Below are 16,087 nucleotides of genomic sequence, written 5' to 3'. Positions count from 1 at the left end.
ATAAATTCGCTCTGACCGCTGTAAGCATCTACCCCAAAGGAGGAGTCAATGGTCAGCAGCGCATCAAATGGCAAGATTGCACTAATTACTGGCGCAAACAAAGGTCTAGGATTTGAAATGAGTCGCCAACTAGCCCAGCAAGGATTAACAGTTCTGATAGCAGGGCGCAATCTCCAAGCAGCGCAAGCAGCAGCAACGACACTGAAAGATGAAGGATTAAAAGCTGAAGTGATCGCCCTCGATATTAATAGTAGTACTCAAATTCACACAGCCGTTCAAGAAATTGCAGACAGATTTGGCCAGCTTGACGTTCTGATTAACAATGCAGGAGTAATGCTGGATGGAGATTGGGGCATTAGTAACGCCAGTTCTGTTTCTTTAGACATCATCCGCAAGACTTTTGAGACTAACTTTTTTGCCTTGGTAGAAGTAACTCAAGCATTACTGCCCTTGATTTTGAAAAGTAAAAGCGGTCGGATTGTCAATATGGCCAGCATTGAAGGTTCACTCACCCTCCATGCTGATCCGAACTCGCTTATTTATGATGCCAAACCCTTTGCCTACAATGCTTCCAAAGCCGCAGTTAATTCTTTTACTGTTCACTTAGCCCATGAACTACGCAATACACCAGTCAAAGTCAACAGCGCCCATCCTGGTTGGGTAAAAACAGAATTGGGTGGTGAAGGCGCAATGATGGACATTAGCGAAGGTGCAAAAACAGGCGTGCAGTTAGCTACCCTACCTGATGATGGGCCGAGTGGCGGCTTTTTCCATTTGGGTGAACCTGTACCTTGGTAGTGATGAAAGGTTCGTAGTTGCGATTTATCGCTTAAATCAAGGGCTAAAGCCCAACTACAAACTTTAAAGCCTGCCTCCGCAGGCTTCGTTTGTATAGCCCCAGACTTCAGTCTGAGGGCTATGTGCTGAAAGTAAATGCACCCGTCTTTGTAGGTAATTTCTATAAAAATAGAGAACTTCTATAGAGCTTTTTTGTAAGCTGCTTCTAGCTTAGTATCATAGTTATTCTTTTTATAACCTGGGCCATTGTAGCCCCTAGCAAAACCATCCCAATCTTTTCGCTTTAGCTCATCGAGCAGATTATTACTCACAATAAAATTCATCATGTGTCTGGCTTGCCAGTACTCTCCAGCAAAGTTTTCTTGAATAAATTGCTGAATTGAAGCACAACCCGCAGCAGGATAATTAAATCCCATCACTTGTCCCAATCCAAAAGATGCACTTTTTAAAGCCTGAATTTCATCAAATGCCATTGCATCTAGCAATCTGTCCCACTCGCTGGAACCACCTTTATATTTACTTTTATCCCAATTAGGATAAGACAAATCAGGACGACTTTTAGAAACAGGTTTAGGAGTTAATTTATAAAACCAATGCCCTTCAAACAAAATTTTTGGGCGTGCTGGAGATGCTTCTTTCAACAAAAATCCAGAACCATTAGATTCAACTTCCATCACAGCTTTAACTAAGGCTACTTCTAGTCCAAATTCATTACTTAAATCTTTATAATCTGATTCAGATAATGCTGATTGGACATATCCTGAAGGAATATTACAAATCGATTTTCTACCATCTGGATAAGTGATCAAAGGGAAGGCATATTTTATTTCAGTGTTTACTGGTTTCATCATTTTTCAATCCATTTGATTAAATCAACAACTTACAGCAGTTTTCATCGTTAAGAGGTACACAAAAATGGGCAGAGTGTCTCTATGCCCCTATCGAGATGTACTTTACTCAACGGAGAAATGCTAGATAAAAAGTATCTTCTATGAATACTTTCATCCCAATTTGCAAGAAATATGCAGGCAAGAGGTTAAAAATTCATGAAAACTGTTAATATTCATCAACATACAACGAACATTGGACGTTTTTGAGTGCTGATGTAATATTCCAGCAATATATCAAGGCTCAATTTTTTGGGCGACCAATTCGGGAGCGTTTAGATTAGAGATAATGTTTCTACAGTCGTAATCATTGATTATCTATGACTCAAGCCATCCCCAAGTTAGTCACCTTTGCGGAATTTATTGATCACCTACGTGAAAATTCCGGGGTACGCTACGAATTACATAATGGAAGTATTGTTGAAATGGCACAACCAGTAGGAGACCATGAGGAAGTCAAGGGCTTTTTGACTATCAAGCTTAGTGCGGCAATTGATAGATTAGCCCTCCCCTATCTTATTCCCAATCAAGTTATTGTTAGACCACTGGAAAAAGATTCTGGTTATTTTCCCGATGTGTTAGTGCTGAATCGTACCAATCTGGCAAATGAACCATTATGGAAAAAAGAATCTGTTGTCGGCTTAGGTGCTTCAATACCTTTGGTAATCGAGGTTGTGTCAACAAACTGGCGAGATGATTACTACTTAAAATACGCTGATTACGAAGAGATGGGTATTCCCGAATACTGGATTATAGATTACGCAGCGTTGGGTGGACGTAATTTTATTGGTAATCCCAAACAACCAACAATCTCTGTTTGTAATTTAGTTGAGGGAGAATATCAGGTTAGTAAGTTCCGAGGCGATGACCGAATTATCTCCCAAACTTTCCCTGACTTGAATCTCACCCCAAACCAAATTTTTCAAGCCGGTTTGGTGTAGATTTCATACCTGTCACCTATAACCTTTCGCTTACCATACGTCGGATTTGGTGCCAAATTAACCCAGCTACAATTAACCCTAAGCCGACTTGCCAGATAGCCGAGTCTACCCAAAAGGCGAGGAATAAACAAGATAACAAACCCAACCAGCCTACCCACACAGGATACAGTCTCTCAGATGCCGAAAGTTTGAGAGAGGCTAAGTTAGTAATTGCGTAGTAAATTAAAACACTAAAGGCGCTAAACGACCAAGTGGTTTTGACATTACCCAACAAGACTAAAAATGCGATCGCAATTCCTACGACAATTACAGCCCAATATGGGGAATTTTGTTCGCGGTTGAGTCTGGCTAAAAATCTTGGTGCATCGGAACGGCGACCCATTGCTAACAACACACGCGATAAGCCTAAAATCAAGTTCAACAGCACACCTAACATTGCTGTCATTGCACCTATAGCTAACACTAAAGCTACACCAGAACCCGCCACACTCCGGGCGACTACTTCTAAAGGTGCGGCTTTGCTTTGCCCTACGGTATTACTTAAAAAATCTGCCCCTACAGCCCCAATGGCCACAGTAGCGACGACTATATATAACAGCATTGTCAGCAGTAAACAGATAATCATCGCTTTGGGTATTGTAACCCTGGGAGATCGCGCTTCTTCGCCCATTGTGGCAATGCGTCCATAACCAGTGTAAGCCACAAACATCAAGGCGCTGGCTTGCAGTACTGCCCCAGGCGAACTAGTAAAAAAAGGTGTTAAATTTGTCATTCCTACCGTGGCTGCACGAGGTAAACAAACCAACACAAATAAACCTAAAGACAGCAATGTTACTGAAACAATTACCGTATTAGCAGTATTAGACCGTCGAATCCCGCTTAATACAATTCCTGTGATCACTACTACCGCCAACATAGCCACAGGTACAAGCCAACTGTTACTCCACCCGAAAACATTGAGGAAGTAACCAGCAAAACCCAAAGCAGCCGTCGCCGCCGAAGCTGTTTTCGCCACTAAAAACATCCAACCTGCGGTAAAACCAAAAGCTGGAGTCAGATATTTATAACCATATTCATAAGTACCACCACTAACTGCATGATTAGCAGCTAACTGGGCGCTACTCAGACCATTACAAGTAGCTACAATTGCCCCAATTACCACCGCCAGAATTACTGCTGGCCCTGCTATTCCGGAGGCAATCCCAATACTGACAAATACACCCGTTCCGACAATCGAACCCAATCCCATCAGGGTTGCACCAAAAACTCCTAACTCGCGTTTGAGTTGGGTTGGTGAATTGCTAACGGACATCTTTTGTATCTCCTGATTTAGAGAGATGTTGGACTCATTGCTGAGGATACCATTCCCCAAAGACGGCAGAGACGCAGAATTTTGCTAATTTATCATCTGTAAAAATATGTGATGTAAAAAATACATCAAAATCATGCTTTATTAGAATTGCTGTGTTTAGCTAAATATCTTTGTTTTAATTTATTAAAAAGCTTATAGAAAGGGATTTTTGGCTTTTTAGATATTTTTATTCAACAAAAGTAAAAATATTTTTTTTGTATAGCACAATACTTTTAAGCTGAATATTTAGACATACAGTAATTGATACGAAAAACCTGAGTAATATTACTGGACAATTTTAATAATGTCTGATATTGTGCGTCATTCTTTGGGGATAGCATCAATAGTTATAGGGTTGAATGCGATCGCGGCAACAACGGTATCTGCCAATCCGACAATCCCAAGCAATGTAATTTCTGAGACAAATATTGCAGACTCGGAAACCGAGATTCAAGGTCAAGTAACATCCGTATCGCAACTGACAGATGTGCAACCTACAGATTGGGCATTCCAGGCATTGCAATCATTAGTTGAGCGTTATGGTTGTATTGCAGGCTACCCAAATAGCACCTATCGCGGCAATCGCGCCCTGACTCGTTATGAATTTGCCGCAGGTTTGAATGCTTGTTTGAATCGAGTTAATGAATTGATTGCCAGTAGTACAGCAGACTTAGTAACTAAAGAAGACTTAGCAACTTTACAAAAACTGCAAACAGATTTTGCTGATACTCTGGCAGAAGTCAGAGGCAGAGTTGATGCCTTAGAAAATCGCACCGCTATTTTAGAAAGTCAGCAATTTTCCACCACCACCAAATTCAACGGAGAAGTAATTTTTAGTGTGGGGGGTGTGTTTGGTGAAGATAGAGCCATAGACTCCGACCGTTGGCGGAGAATCGAAGGCGGAGCAAGTACCAGAGAAGCGGAATATGCAGCCTCTGGAGGTCGGCGGTTGCAAGATAATACAATATTTAGCGATCGCATCCGCCTCAACTTAGTCACCAGCTTCACAGGTAAAGACCAACTATTAACCCGTTTAGAAGCAAACAACACCGTATTTTTTAACAATGCCGTTACGGGTACAAACATGACCCGCCTTTCTTGGGATGGGGATACAAATAATGAATTTTTGATTGGGAAATTATATTATCGCTTTCCCGTTGGTGACAAACTCAACGTCATTGTTGATGCCATTGGGGGGGAATTTTACGACAACTTCAACAACTTTAACCCCTTACTAGCATCCATTCCCTTGGGTTCTATTTCTCGCGCCAGTCGTTTTTCTCCGATTTACCGCGCCAGTAACAGTGGTTCTGGGGTTAATTTTGGTACAGGTATGAGTGTTAACTACAAACTCAACGACCAGATTACTTTCTCTGGTGGTTATCTTGCCAGAAGAGCTAATGACCCAACAGAGGGAAGAGGTTTATTTGATGGTAGTTATGGCGCATTAGCACAATTAGCATTTCAACCAAACAAAGACCTGGCGTTAGGATTTACCTATGCCCACTCCTACTTTAGTGGTGCTAATAACGATGTCGCAGTTTCCGGGTTGTATGGTGGTGCTTTTGCCGATCAACCCTTTGGTGCTGGCCCTGGAAGTACAGCCACAAATCCCCGTGGAATTGCCACTTCTGCCAATTACTATAGTTTCCAAACTAGCTATCGTGTCAACTCAAAATTTGTCTTGTCTGGTTGGGTGGGGTATACTCAAGCGATCGCCGAAACTACATTTTTACCAAACGTCAATCGTGGCGATAAAGCAGATATTTGGAATTGGGCAGTGACTTTTGCTTTCCCAGACTTGGGTAAAAAAGGTAACTTAGGTGGGATTATCTTTGGTCAACCGCCAAAAGTCACAGACAATGACTTTGGTGAAAATGTGCGGACTGCTACTAGCGCCCGTCGGGAAGACTCTGATACCTCCTACCGTTTAGAAGCATTGTATCGCTACCAAGTTAATGACAATATCTCCATTACACCCGGACTGCTGGTAATCTTTAGCCCTGAACATAACAGCAACAACGATACAATTTACACTGGCATCATTCGGACTACATTCCGATTTTAGCTTTTGCTTTCAAGGTTAGCTGAGAACATATTCTATTCCTTTTCGTTGTGGGGAATCGAATATGTTCTCGCATCTCAAGGATTAAGTATTGTAGTTAAAGATAAGATAAATCCTGGCAAGACATTTTCACCAGACAATGTAGGTGGTTGTTCCACAGCAAAATTAATCAGTTCCACCTCAACACCAGGGCGATAAATTTCTACTAAAGGTGTGAACGGATCAATCAACCAACCCAAACGCGCACCATTATCTCGATACTCCAGCATCTTATCTCGCAATTTTTTGAGAGAATCAGTTTGAGAACGCAGTTCAATCACAAAATCGGGGCAAATGGGTGGAAAGCGTCTTTTTTGTTCAGTGGTTAGTGTATCCCAGCGTTCTTGCTTTACCCAAGAAACATCCGGTGAACGATACGCACCATTTGGTAAGCGAAACTCTGTAGAAGAGTCAAACACTTTTCCCAGCTTTGCTTGTTCATTCCAAATGTACAGTTTAGCTGTCAACCCTGAATTTCTAATACCACTTTCGCCGCCAGTTGGTGGCATAATTATTAGTTCTCCTTCGGCAGTGAGTTCGATGCGCCATTCATCATTGGCTAGACATATTTGATAAAACTGCTCGTCTGTCAAACCTACTGCTGGTGGTATGTTGAGGGTGAGAGGTTCCATCGAGATTTTGCCAATCAGATTAATTTTATTATCTGCGATCGCCATTTCTCCCAGTCCCAAACATTCATCAAATTCTTACCTATGTAAACAATGGTTACAGTAGTAGTCATCATCAATACCCTCATCTCCCTATTGCTGTTCTACATAGCTTGGCGAATCTGGCAAATTAAGGGACGAATCGCCTGGATAACTGATAGGTTAACCGCCTATGAACAATGTAGCCAAAATCTCCTGTCTCAAACCCCCCAAAATCTTGATATATCTCAGCAAAATATCCGTAACCTACGACGGGGAAATCAATCTCTACAATTGCAACTTCAGCAAGTGCGACAAATTGTGAGTCTGCTATTGTTAGGACAGCGACTCAGTAAACGCTATATTCGTCAATCTCATTCTTTTGGGCGAACAATGACGGTTCCCAAAACCAGAACGAACAACAGCAACCTTTCTAGTTGATCAATTGTCAAGATAAATTAACTCGATAAAATCATTCTGGTTATACAAGGGGAAACAAGCCACCTAAAATAAGTGTAAGGAGAGAAACAACTCAGATGTCTAATAACCGTTCTGGAGTCTTTATTGGCGGTATGATGCTAGGAGCAACCATCGGTGCTTTAACCGGTTTGCTAATTGCTCCGCGCACAGGACGCGAAACTCGTAAACTTTTGAAAAAGTCTGCTGATGCCATCCCAGAATTAGCGGAAGATTTATCAACAAGTGTACAAATTCAGGCTGATCGTCTGTCTGCTAACGCATTACGTAACTGGGATGAAACTTTAGATAGACTAAAAGAAGCGATCGCAGCTGGCATTGATGCTAGTCAACGCGAAAGTGAAGTTTTGCATCGGCAAACCACAGAAGAAGACTCAGATTCAATTCCCCAGCCTTTGGAACGCTCATAGATAGCATAGCCGTGATTGACCCTGTATTTTGGTTGGGACTGTCCCTACTCTTAGTCGCCGTCAGCCTAACTGCCGTTTTAGTGGCGGCCATACCCGCATTGCAAGAAGTAGCACGCGCCGCCCGCAGTGCGGAAAAGTTTTTTGATATCCTGTCACGGGAGTTACCACCTACTCTAAATTCTATCCGCACCACTGGTATCGAAATCACTGACTTAACCAATGATGTCAGTGAAGGTGTCAAAAGTGCTAGTCAAGTCGTTCAACAAGTTGATCAAAGCATTGATGGTGCAAAAAAACAAGCCCAAAATCTTCAAGTCGGGACTCGTAGCTTTGTCGTTGGGATAAAAACTGCCTGGAAAACCTTTGTGCGCCAGAAATCCTCTAAGCGCACAGTAGAACGTTTACCAATTACCGAAAAGCAACAACTCACATCACGAGAACGAGAAACCTTACGCCAGGAAAATCGCCGCACCAAAGCCGAAGCCTATCGTTCTAATAATGTTTCTAATTGGGATAATAATCCCGACGATGACGACTATCTTTCTTAAGTTAAGATAAACAAAATTCTTTATGAATTTAAATCTCCCTTGTCTACCCTGTCTTCCTTGTCTTTGTTGTTCACATATCAACTAGGACTGCTATATCAATTTTTAGAGTCTGTAGTTATAGTTGTGGAATTAGTTTGAGCCAAAACAGTATCGTTACCAGCGTGGCCGTTACTGTCAGTAGCTGTAAAGGTTCTTGTATTAATTGTCATCTGCTCTTTATCATCTTTCGTCTGCCCAGGTGAAGGCAACCAATATGCTAATACACTAGTCACCCCACCCCAGTAGAGTGCTGTATTCTGATCACTACTTGGTTTTGACACCAACTGAAAAATACACAGCCCTAACACTATAGTGCTAAAAGCAACTTGTACACCAAATCTCCAAGCATTCTGATCAAAATTTTGTCTTGGTTGATTTCTCCTGGGGTCAAATGAATTTGTCATAATATCCTCAAAAGATAAAGTTCATCCTAAGTAAGCTTTAATACTACTGATGAGTAGTAAGTTTTTTTACAACTATATGCTAAGTTACAAGCTTGTGTAAGTTGGTTTCGGAAAAGTTAAACGTAAACTTTTGCTTACTGACAAGAAAATCTGAAATCAGCCAAGAAGATCAGGTTATGGGCGGTTGATGCGGTTGATTAGCCAAAGCGAAGCGACTAATCCGGCAAAGTGGGCGGAAACAGTGTTAGTGTTTGCCTGAACTACCAGCATATCCAAACCGCTAATAATCCGTGTTGGATCAAAAAATTGTGTGGTGATGGCTTGGGGAGAGATTGACCTAGCTACCAAAGTCCCAACGATCGCCTGCGCTCCTAAAAGTGTTACCAAAGTCCCAATCAAATTTATCCACAAGCCTAAGCGTAATACTTGTACAGTTTCACTTTTGCGCGGGCGGTTACTAGAATTTGACGATTCCAGTTGTCTCCCAATTCTGGTGTAGCGAAAAGCGATATAAATACCTGCACCTAAAACAATTAATCCACAGACAGCGAGAAATACTCCAAACCCAGTCCCCGGATTATTACTAGGGCTACCGGCTCTTTGGGAGAAAATAGCAAACAATAACACAATGATGCTGGAAACCACCCCTAGCACTAGCTGAATCCAAAAACTAATCCAACCTATGAGACGGAATGTTTGAGCGATCGCTCGCAGGGCATCGGAATTTTGCGACATACTAATCAATATACTTAGCACTTGCTAGATTTGCTTAGGATTTACGCATTGAGACCAAAAATCAAGGGTTTGGGTGAGTCTGGGGTGTAGAGTTATCAGGGTGTATGTATCCAAAACCCTTACATCCCTTCACCCATTCTTCACAGATCATCTTAGTGCGTAAGTCCTATTACTATCACACTTACCAGATGACCTATTAGTAGCTCAAGTAGAACTTCGTCATGAAAGAAAATTTACAGACAAAATGGCATTTTACTTGTAAAATTTCTTCGATGGCATTTTATGCTTATGCAGTTCTAATCGGCTCGGCATCATTTGACACCAATTACAGTGGCTATGCCTCTGTCTTTCTTGCTCCTCACCACACTGCCTAGAGCTTAAATAGGAGAGTAATTCTTACGCTCCTGAGAGTTTCGCTTGTATCCCATGACTTTATCTGCGTGGGGCGTATTTGTTTTACTTTTTTTTACGTTGACGCTTTGACAATCCTGCCTAGTGTCTCTGTATGAATGCTTACTTCTATTAGTACTACATACGGAACACAAGGATGATAAACCCCACACTAGGGCATTTTTTTAGCCATTCACCAACCATGAAACTTGAGGATATATATCAATTCTTTGAAAATCCTCCGCCAACTTACCTCTGTCAGGAACTAGCAATTTGTTACATACTGTCTGTCTTACTGCAAGGTGAATCCTACGGCACCGAGTTAATTCAACGTTTGGAAACTGAATATCCAACCTATCGGCTTTCAGATACCGTGCTTTATAGTGCGATCAAATTTCTGGAAGACGAAAGGGCAATTAATGGGTATTGGAAGAAACTCGAAGGACGAGGAAGACCTAGGCGGATGTACCAAGTTTCTCCAGAATGGCAAGTTCAAGCGCAGGATTTAACACGTCTTTGGCAAGAGTACATCAACGGGAGGACAAATTAATTAATAATTAATAATGAACAAATCTCCTCCTGTCAAACAGTAACAATCAGTTATGGATACTGCTATTCTGCCATCTACGTTTCTGCTCACCTTATTGTTATTAGTTGGGTTGTTTTTCTTTATTCGTGCTGCTACCAAAGACCGCACAGAAACGGCTCAACTAATATCTGAGCAGGACGAAGCTGTATTAATGCCTCAATTACAGGATTATTTCCGTTCCCGGTCTTACCGAGTGGCAGCGGTAGACCGTGACCAAAATCAAGTCACGTTTGAGGGTTTTGTCCAACCAAGCTTATTTTTAGCGATTTTTTTAACCCTACTTGCAACTGTAGGTTTAATTTGTTTATCTTTTGTTTTGTCAATGCTTCTGCCCAACATGAGCAGTTTTTTTTCTGGGAATAATTCTGCTGGCACCTTTAAGCGGTCTATTTTATTGGAAAAAAGCAGGAAGAACCGAGAAAGTCTTGCTTCATCTGCAAAAAGCTAATCAAGATGAACCAAACTCTCCAGGTAAGATTGCTGTAACTGCCCATCGAGATGAACTGATTGAGTTACAGAAGGCACTCAACTTAAAGCTGAGTGATTAAACTTTGTTTTTTAAGTTTCCTCTAGTGATGAGCGAGAGGAAATAAACAATAGGGAGTAGGAAAGAGGGTTGTTGGGATGTAAATTCTCTCTGTAACGAAACGTCTTAGAGAAAAACGTATCTTGTAACGTAGCTCTCAAAAGCAAAGTAAAATTCTACTCTCGCTTTTGGATGCTTTGTATCACTCTTTCTCACTCCCTGATGTGTATTAGTTGATAATTCAACTTACACAAACCAAATTGGCTTGAATAAAGTTGTTTGTCCAACTGCCTGGACTACCCTCTACTGGCAAATCAGTGCCAAATTTAAAAAAAAATTGAAAATTTTGCATAAACTGAGCAACTTTGCCAGTTAAATGAATATTCAGAACACATTCAACAACGTAAAAGTACCAATTCAAGTTTAACGTGCAGCTACTGCCACAGGTTCTGAACCAGCCGGAGCTTCTAACGTCCGGAGGCTGGGAAACAAGAAATGGTTTTCTTCTACGTATTGGGCACCAAACAGACCTTTTTCTGCCCAGAAATATCGGTCTGTTGTGTGTTCATTGCGCTTTACGAGTAGCAGAGCGGGTGGCAATATCCCTTCAGCCTGAATGAATTTTCTTGCTGCTGTCACAGGTTTTTCTTCGCCGCTTTCGATGCTATATTGAGGCACATGCTCTAAAATCCGCCGTCCTTCCTGGCGACGACGACTCTTCCGTTTCCGTCTCCTTGCCAACCTATTTTCCTCCTCTTTCAAGCTATTAGATTGTAGTGATAGCTACAAAATCCGTCGTAATTATAAAAGTTCTAGTTCAAAAAATCAAGAGTTTATAAACTTTTGATACAACGAAAATAATTTTCTTGAAGGCAAATAAATCACAAAACTAGTAAAGTACACAATTTCTTTATTTCTACCATCATTTGAGAAGCTTTCGTTAAGCTTGATCAAAAGAGAGTTAGAATCAAGCTGATTCTTGAAGAAGAATTCAGGAGCCAGTATTCAGGAGTCAGAATTAATTATGAGTGAAGCAGACCTGCCACTAATTCTAGATGTAGCCTTCCTCAAGGGTAAATCAGCAAATCTCAAATTTCATGTGGAGTTTCACTGTCATTCACTGGCCAGTTACATTCAGTATAGATTATGTATTCTAACTCCTGAGTTGTGAGTTCTTTGTTGTGGAAAATTCCTCAAAAGCCTGTGATACTGAGCAATAAATGAAAAATGTTAATGTCTGCTAGTTCAGATTTTGTGGCTTTATGCCGAGAACAAATAACATTATTAGCCCAAGGTTTGGGAGCTTCTCTAAGTGTGGTGTATTTAACACAAGAATTGGTAGAAGCGCCAACAACTGAGGCGAAACTAATTCCTGTGGTTGTTTATCCAGAAACCGCAGGATTACCGCCTGGAGAAGAAAATACGGAAGTAAAAGCACGTAAACAGTTACAAATTAGTAATATTTTGCTACTACCGAAACAGCAAAAAAGGTTACTAACAGCAGCTACGGAATTTACGGCTACATCACCAGAAGTCGAAACAACAGATACTGAACAACCAAATTTCCAAGAAGAGTATTTGCTGAGTGGACACCAGATTGTTATGCCTTTAGTCCATGAAGGTGTGATGATGGGATTACTGGTGACATGCAGAGAAGATCGGGCTTGGAATCAACAAGAACAAAATACAATTCAAAAAATAGTTCAAACTTTGGCGATCGCTTGTGTTTTAGATCAGCGTCGCGCTTGGTTACAACAACAGCTACATCAACAACAAGTCCTGCAAGAACAGCAACGAGATTTATTAGATAACTTGCTGCACCAATTTCGCAATCCCTTGACAGCATTGCGGACTTTTGGCAAGTTGCTATTTAAAAGACTGCGCCCAGGCGACCCAAACCGAGAAGTAGGGGCGAGTATTGTCCGAGAAAGCGATCGCCTCAAAGAATTATTGCAACAATTTGAGCAAGTTATCGACTGGACAGAATTGGATGTAGCACCACGGGTATTACCAGAAAATGAAGTTTTTGTAGAAGCTACTGTCCAAGCAGAACCTAAACCAATTTTATTATTGCCAGGTACAGGAGAACAGGCAACTGATTGCTCTTTAGCTGATTTATTAGCACCATTATTACTATCAGCTAAAGCGATCGCCCAAGAACGACACCTGAAAATAAAAACCGAAATTCCGAAAAATTTACCTTTAGTGCGTGTTAATCTTAAAGCCTTACAAGAAATCTTGAATAACATTATTGATAATGCTTTGAAATACACACCCAAAGGCGGCAAAATTTTCATCCAAGTTGGTCAAATAAGAGATAACTTTTTGGGTGTTGCTATTAGTGATACTGGGCCAGGAATTCCCCAAGAAGACATAGTACATTTGGGTGAAAGACATTACCGGGGTGTACAAGCCCAAACAGAAATTCCCGGTACAGGCTTGGGACTAGCGATCGCAAAACAATTAATCGAGCAAATGCAAGGTGAAATTGAAGTTTTCAGCCCCGCAATTACAACTGCGATCGCATCTGCTGACGCACCAGGAACTACATTTATTATTTGGTTGCCAATTAGTCAAATGAAGTATGAAGCATGAAGTGGGAAATTTTGTCCTTCATACTTTGAGTAATAACGTACTCTGCACTAGTACAGCTTGGCGTAAATAAACAGACCATAAGAAATTGCTAAAAAGCTTGTGTTATGAATATTCTTACTTTTTCCTTTTGCCTCTTTCAGAGTGACGCTCCTGCGTCGCTAACGCCACTGAGCGAGTCGGGAAACCCGCCCAACGCAGTGGCTCACTTTTTACTTGTGCCTTGTTGTACTAGTCCCTAGCCTCTCATCTCTAGCCTCTTTCACACTACCTCACCGACACCAACAGATTTTGATTGACGGTCATTTCTAAATCGGTATTGGGGTTAATAGCAATTAAATCAACGCTGTTGCGACCGAAGAACAAGCCAATTAAACCACCGATAGCCGCACCACCGAGAACTTCTTCTGTCGCGATCGCGCGATCACCTGTCACCGCAGACACCGCAGCCGCAGCCCCAGCACCTAATACTGTATTGGTAATAATGGCTCTGGTGCTAGTACCTTTGTTGACAGTTTCGGTTTTGGTAATCACATCAGAAGTAGCGGCAATTTGATATTCTTGTCCTGTGGTTAACACTAGTTTCTGCCCTACGAATTGTGAGCCGCCTTTGGCTGGTTTGAGTTGACCAACAACTTGACTACCAGCCGGAATTACCACAGTACCATCTTGGGTAACTACGTTTTGGTCAACAGTTAGTGTTAAAGGTGCTGTCTCATCTTTAGTCACCAAGATTTTTTTTCGCTTGGTCATACTTCACGGGGATAACAGTTCCTTGGGGAATTGTGATTGAGACGGGTGTGGGTGTAGTGGGTTGGGACGCAACTATATAAGGTGAGTTAATTGCCGAAGCTTGATTAGAGCTTACTAAAGCTTGGTAAATAAAAGCTGCTACCTGAGCGCGTGTTGCAGTGGCATTCGGGCTGAGGAATTTAACATTAGGATAGTTGACCACAATTTGCTTCTCTGTCGCCGCCGCAATCGGACTACGGGCATAACTAGCAATTCCCGAAGCATCGTTGAAGTATTGCAGAGTGCTTTCCACATTACCACTAGGGCTATATTCCAAACCATTAGCCAGGGAAACCAACACCTGTTGACGAGGAATCGCTTGATTCGGCTCAAAACGATTTCCAGGATATCCAGATAAGAAACCAATGGTATAAGCTTGCTGAATGGCGCTAGATGCCCAGAAATTACTGGGTACATCCACAAAGTTGATTGCTTGTCGTTGTGGTGCTTTTGAAAAAGCCTTATTGACCATTGCTGCAAATTGAGCGCGGGTGACTGCTTCTTCTGGGCGGAAACTACCATCGGGAAAACCTGCAATTACACCCCGTTGTGACAATTCTTGAATAAATTGTGCTGCCCAATAATTAGAAGAAACATCTGTAAAAGTAGTTTGAGCCAAAGAAGGTGTAGCATTAATAAAAGGTGCTACAGCGCCAGCCGTAATGGTCAAAGCCATGAGTGCAGCAGTTTTAGATTGCCAATGATTTAAAGTAAACATTAATTTTACCTCTTTACATTTATTTTGTTTCTGTTAATTACTTAGACAAAATGCGATATAAAAAGTTTCTGGTATTTGATATTTTTTTGAAAATATTTTTAGATTTAAATTACAGATATGAATAGGTAATAAGTCATGTGTGTCTATCTCTGATATATGACTTATTTCCTATGACATATTAAAAAATTAATTGATAATTCATTAATAACTATTTCTCATTGTGGATAATCTCATAGCAACATAAAATCACCATGAAAAAACTGCTATGCGAGTTTGTTCACATAGCAGTTATCAAAATTAAACTGGAAAGGAAATTTATCCTTGCACAGCTACTTTCTTTTGTTGACGTTTTAAGAGTGAAGTAGTTCCAAAAGCTCCGATGGCCAATACACCTAACATTGCACTGGGTTCTGGAACACTCTTCGCTAATCTATAGGCGTGGTTATCTGTTTCAAAGGCAATACCATTTGAGCGCATCACAACTCGATCAAATTTTTCCCCTGCATCACCTACAAGATTGACAAATAGATTAGCTTGACCACTAGTCCAACTACCATCAGCTACAGCACCTGGTACATCTGAGCCACTAAAACTCTTTAACAACTGATCACCGCTATAGATGTCAATATAGTTGTAACTATCCAAGGAGCCTGCATAAAAACCGAAGTAATCAACAGCTTCTTTAAAAGCAATACTCACAAAACCACTATCACCTGCAACACCACTACCTGATGGCGCAATTGTCAAGAACTTGGTGGTATCTTGATAAGGTGAGGCATATTGACCACTAACACTACCTTGAACAATGTTAGTAGTCACATTAGAGTAAGTAGCAAATCCATTTGGATCATTTGCTGTCCCATCATCAAAGGTGACAGTTTTAGCATCAGAGTAGCTAGAGAATATACCGCCACTGACAACCATAGTTACGGCACTAGCTGGGTTAGCACTCGCTACAATTACAGTTGTTCCTAGTAAAGCAAGAGATAAATTTTTTTAGCATAGTAAAAAACCTTGAAGGATTGGTGTAAATTAGCAATGATGATTAATTTCAAACCAGTCGATTACAAATGGTTTGATGATTGCACCTATGCAGGAGATAGAAAGATGACTATTTAATTCCTGTTAGTGAATTTTAT

15 protein-coding genes and 2 pseudogenes are annotated in these 16,087 nt (G+C 41.1%); 9 read left to right on the top strand and 8 right to left on the bottom strand.

Features of this window, described 5'->3' with window-relative positions; genetic code table 11:
* The first annotated feature begins 48 nt into the window (after positions 1-48).
* Entirely contained in the window at positions 49-798 is a 750-nt protein-coding gene (locus ACX27_RS17160; protein ID WP_062294651.1) for an SDR family oxidoreductase, read from the top strand.
* A gap of 179 nt (positions 799-977) precedes the next feature.
* Here the strand turns inward: ACX27_RS17160 and ACX27_RS17155 are convergent, their stop codons facing one another.
* Positions 978-1,649 carry an N-acetylmuramidase family protein gene (locus tag ACX27_RS17155; RefSeq protein WP_062294649.1) on the bottom strand — a complete coding sequence of 224 codons (672 nt, stop codon included), beginning with the start codon at positions 1,647-1,649 and terminating at the stop codon, positions 978-980.
* 356 nt (positions 1,650-2,005) lie between these two features.
* Here ACX27_RS17155 and ACX27_RS17150 point away from each other — a divergent pair, with 356 nt between their 5' ends.
* Positions 2,006-2,626 (top strand): Uma2 family endonuclease, encoded by a 621-nt coding sequence (locus tag ACX27_RS17150; protein WP_062294648.1) that lies wholly within the window; start codon positions 2,006-2,008, stop codon positions 2,624-2,626.
* A gap of 16 nt (positions 2,627-2,642) precedes the next feature.
* Here ACX27_RS17150 and ACX27_RS17145 read toward each other — a convergent pair whose 3' ends face one another.
* Positions 2,643-3,938 carry an APC family permease gene (locus ACX27_RS17145; protein ID WP_062294646.1) on the bottom strand — a complete coding sequence of 432 codons (1,296 nt, stop codon included), beginning with the start codon at positions 3,936-3,938 and terminating at the stop codon, positions 2,643-2,645.
* 343 nt (positions 3,939-4,281) lie between these two features.
* Between ACX27_RS17145 and ACX27_RS17140 the strand changes: the two genes are divergently transcribed.
* Positions 4,282-6,045 carry an iron uptake porin gene (locus ACX27_RS17140; protein ID WP_062294644.1) on the top strand — a complete coding sequence of 588 codons (1,764 nt, stop codon included), beginning with the start codon at positions 4,282-4,284 and terminating at the stop codon, positions 6,043-6,045.
* A gap of 74 nt (positions 6,046-6,119) precedes the next feature.
* Here the strand turns inward: ACX27_RS17140 and ACX27_RS17135 are convergent, their stop codons facing one another.
* Positions 6,120-6,713, bottom strand: a complete 594-nt coding sequence (locus ACX27_RS17135) for a Uma2 family endonuclease (RefSeq protein ID WP_062298397.1) — start codon at positions 6,711-6,713, stop codon at positions 6,120-6,122.
* Positions 6,714-6,803: 90 nt separating this feature from the next.
* Here ACX27_RS17135 and ACX27_RS17130 point away from each other — a divergent pair, with 90 nt between their 5' ends.
* The 3 genes from ACX27_RS17130 to ACX27_RS17120 all read left to right on the top strand — a co-directional run bounded on the left by ACX27_RS17130 (position 6,804) and on the right by ACX27_RS17120 (position 8,163).
* Complete coding sequence (locus tag ACX27_RS17130) at positions 6,804-7,169, top strand: hypothetical protein (RefSeq protein ID WP_062294642.1); 366 nt, start codon at positions 6,804-6,806, stop codon at positions 7,167-7,169.
* Between the two features lie 95 nt (positions 7,170-7,264).
* On the top strand, positions 7,265-7,615 hold the full coding sequence (locus tag ACX27_RS17125; RefSeq protein WP_062294640.1) for a YtxH domain-containing protein: 351 nt from the start codon (positions 7,265-7,267) through the stop codon (positions 7,613-7,615).
* An 11-nt stretch (positions 7,616-7,626) separates the two neighbouring features.
* A complete protein-coding gene (locus ACX27_RS17120) occupies positions 7,627-8,163 on the top strand; it encodes a hypothetical protein (protein ID WP_062294637.1) in 537 nt (178 codons plus the stop codon).
* A gap of 95 nt (positions 8,164-8,258) precedes the next feature.
* Here the strand turns inward: ACX27_RS17120 and ACX27_RS17115 are convergent, their stop codons facing one another.
* Together ACX27_RS17115 and ACX27_RS17110 are read right to left on the bottom strand one after the other, a co-directional pair.
* Complete coding sequence (locus tag ACX27_RS17115; protein WP_062294635.1) at positions 8,259-8,606, bottom strand: hypothetical protein; 348 nt, start codon at positions 8,604-8,606, stop codon at positions 8,259-8,261.
* 174 nt (positions 8,607-8,780) lie between these two features.
* A complete protein-coding gene (locus ACX27_RS17110) occupies positions 8,781-9,341 on the bottom strand; it encodes a DUF3611 family protein (protein WP_062294633.1) in 561 nt (186 codons plus the stop codon).
* Positions 9,342-9,933: 592 nt separating this feature from the next.
* Here ACX27_RS17110 and ACX27_RS17105 point away from each other — a divergent pair.
* Together ACX27_RS17105 and ACX27_RS17100 are read left to right on the top strand one after the other, a co-directional pair.
* Positions 9,934-10,281, top strand: a complete 348-nt coding sequence (locus ACX27_RS17105) for a PadR family transcriptional regulator (RefSeq protein ID WP_062298395.1) — start codon at positions 9,934-9,936, stop codon at positions 10,279-10,281.
* A gap of 52 nt (positions 10,282-10,333) precedes the next feature.
* Positions 10,334-10,868, top strand: a pseudogene (locus ACX27_RS17100) (cofactor assembly of complex C subunit B).
* A 401-nt stretch (positions 10,869-11,269) separates the two neighbouring features.
* Here the strand turns inward: ACX27_RS17100 and ACX27_RS17090 are convergent.
* A complete protein-coding gene (locus ACX27_RS17090) occupies positions 11,270-11,587 on the bottom strand; it encodes a DUF3155 domain-containing protein (RefSeq protein ID WP_062294629.1) in 318 nt (105 codons plus the stop codon).
* 486 nt (positions 11,588-12,073) lie between these two features.
* On the opposite strand from ACX27_RS17090, the gene ACX27_RS17085 reads away from it, so the two are divergent.
* On the top strand, positions 12,074-13,441 hold the full coding sequence (locus ACX27_RS17085) for a GAF domain-containing sensor histidine kinase (protein ID WP_062294628.1): 1,368 nt from the start codon (positions 12,074-12,076) through the stop codon (positions 13,439-13,441).
* 264 nt (positions 13,442-13,705) lie between these two features.
* Here ACX27_RS17085 and ACX27_RS17080 read toward each other — a convergent pair.
* Both ACX27_RS17080 and ACX27_RS17075 read right to left on the bottom strand, forming a co-directional pair.
* Positions 13,706-14,948, bottom strand: a pseudogene (locus ACX27_RS17080) (S-layer homology domain-containing protein).
* Positions 14,949-15,263: 315 nt separating this feature from the next.
* Positions 15,264-15,872, bottom strand: coding sequence for an Npun_F0296 family exosortase-dependent surface protein (locus ACX27_RS17075; protein WP_235526249.1), 609 nt, complete (start codon positions 15,870-15,872; stop codon positions 15,264-15,266).
* Positions 15,873-16,087 lie beyond the last annotated feature (215 nt).

It is taken from the genome of Nostoc piscinale CENA21 (assembly GCF_001298445.1).
GTDB classification, from domain to species: Bacteria; Cyanobacteriota; Cyanobacteriia; order Cyanobacteriales; family Nostocaceae; genus Nostoc_B; species Nostoc_B piscinale_A.
The sequence above is the reverse complement of the archived record's forward strand: the minus strand, read 5'-3'. Positions and strand labels throughout refer to the sequence as shown.

Excerpts from the sequence above, each read along its gene's own strand:
- ACX27_RS17160 (WP_062294651.1), top strand. The coding sequence starts at position 49 with ATGGTCAGCAGCGCATCAAATGGCAAGATTGCACTAATTACTGGCGCA.
- ACX27_RS17155 (WP_062294649.1), bottom strand. The coding sequence starts at position 1,649 with ATGATGAAACCAGTAAACACTGAAATAAAATATGCCTTCCCTTTGATC.
- ACX27_RS17150 (WP_062294648.1), top strand. The coding sequence starts at position 2,006 with ATGACTCAAGCCATCCCCAAGTTAGTCACCTTTGCGGAATTTATTGAT.
- ACX27_RS17145 (WP_062294646.1), bottom strand. The coding sequence starts at position 3,938 with ATGTCCGTTAGCAATTCACCAACCCAACTCAAACGCGAGTTAGGAGTT.
- ACX27_RS17140 (WP_062294644.1), top strand. The coding sequence starts at position 4,282 with ATGTCTGATATTGTGCGTCATTCTTTGGGGATAGCATCAATAGTTATA.
- ACX27_RS17135 (WP_062298397.1), bottom strand. The coding sequence starts at position 6,713 with ATGGAACCTCTCACCCTCAACATACCACCAGCAGTAGGTTTGACAGAC.
- ACX27_RS17130 (WP_062294642.1), top strand. The coding sequence starts at position 6,804 with ATGGTTACAGTAGTAGTCATCATCAATACCCTCATCTCCCTATTGCTG.
- ACX27_RS17125 (WP_062294640.1), top strand. The coding sequence starts at position 7,265 with ATGTCTAATAACCGTTCTGGAGTCTTTATTGGCGGTATGATGCTAGGA.
- ACX27_RS17115 (WP_062294635.1), bottom strand. The coding sequence starts at position 8,606 with ATGACAAATTCATTTGACCCCAGGAGAAATCAACCAAGACAAAATTTT.
- ACX27_RS17110 (WP_062294633.1), bottom strand. The coding sequence starts at position 9,341 with ATGTCGCAAAATTCCGATGCCCTGCGAGCGATCGCTCAAACATTCCGT.
- ACX27_RS17105 (WP_062298395.1), top strand. The coding sequence starts at position 9,934 with ATGAAACTTGAGGATATATATCAATTCTTTGAAAATCCTCCGCCAACT.
- ACX27_RS17085 (WP_062294628.1), top strand. The coding sequence starts at position 12,074 with ATGTTAATGTCTGCTAGTTCAGATTTTGTGGCTTTATGCCGAGAACAA.
- ACX27_RS17075 (WP_235526249.1), bottom strand. The coding sequence starts at position 15,872 with ATGGTTGTCAGTGGCGGTATATTCTCTAGCTACTCTGATGCTAAAACT.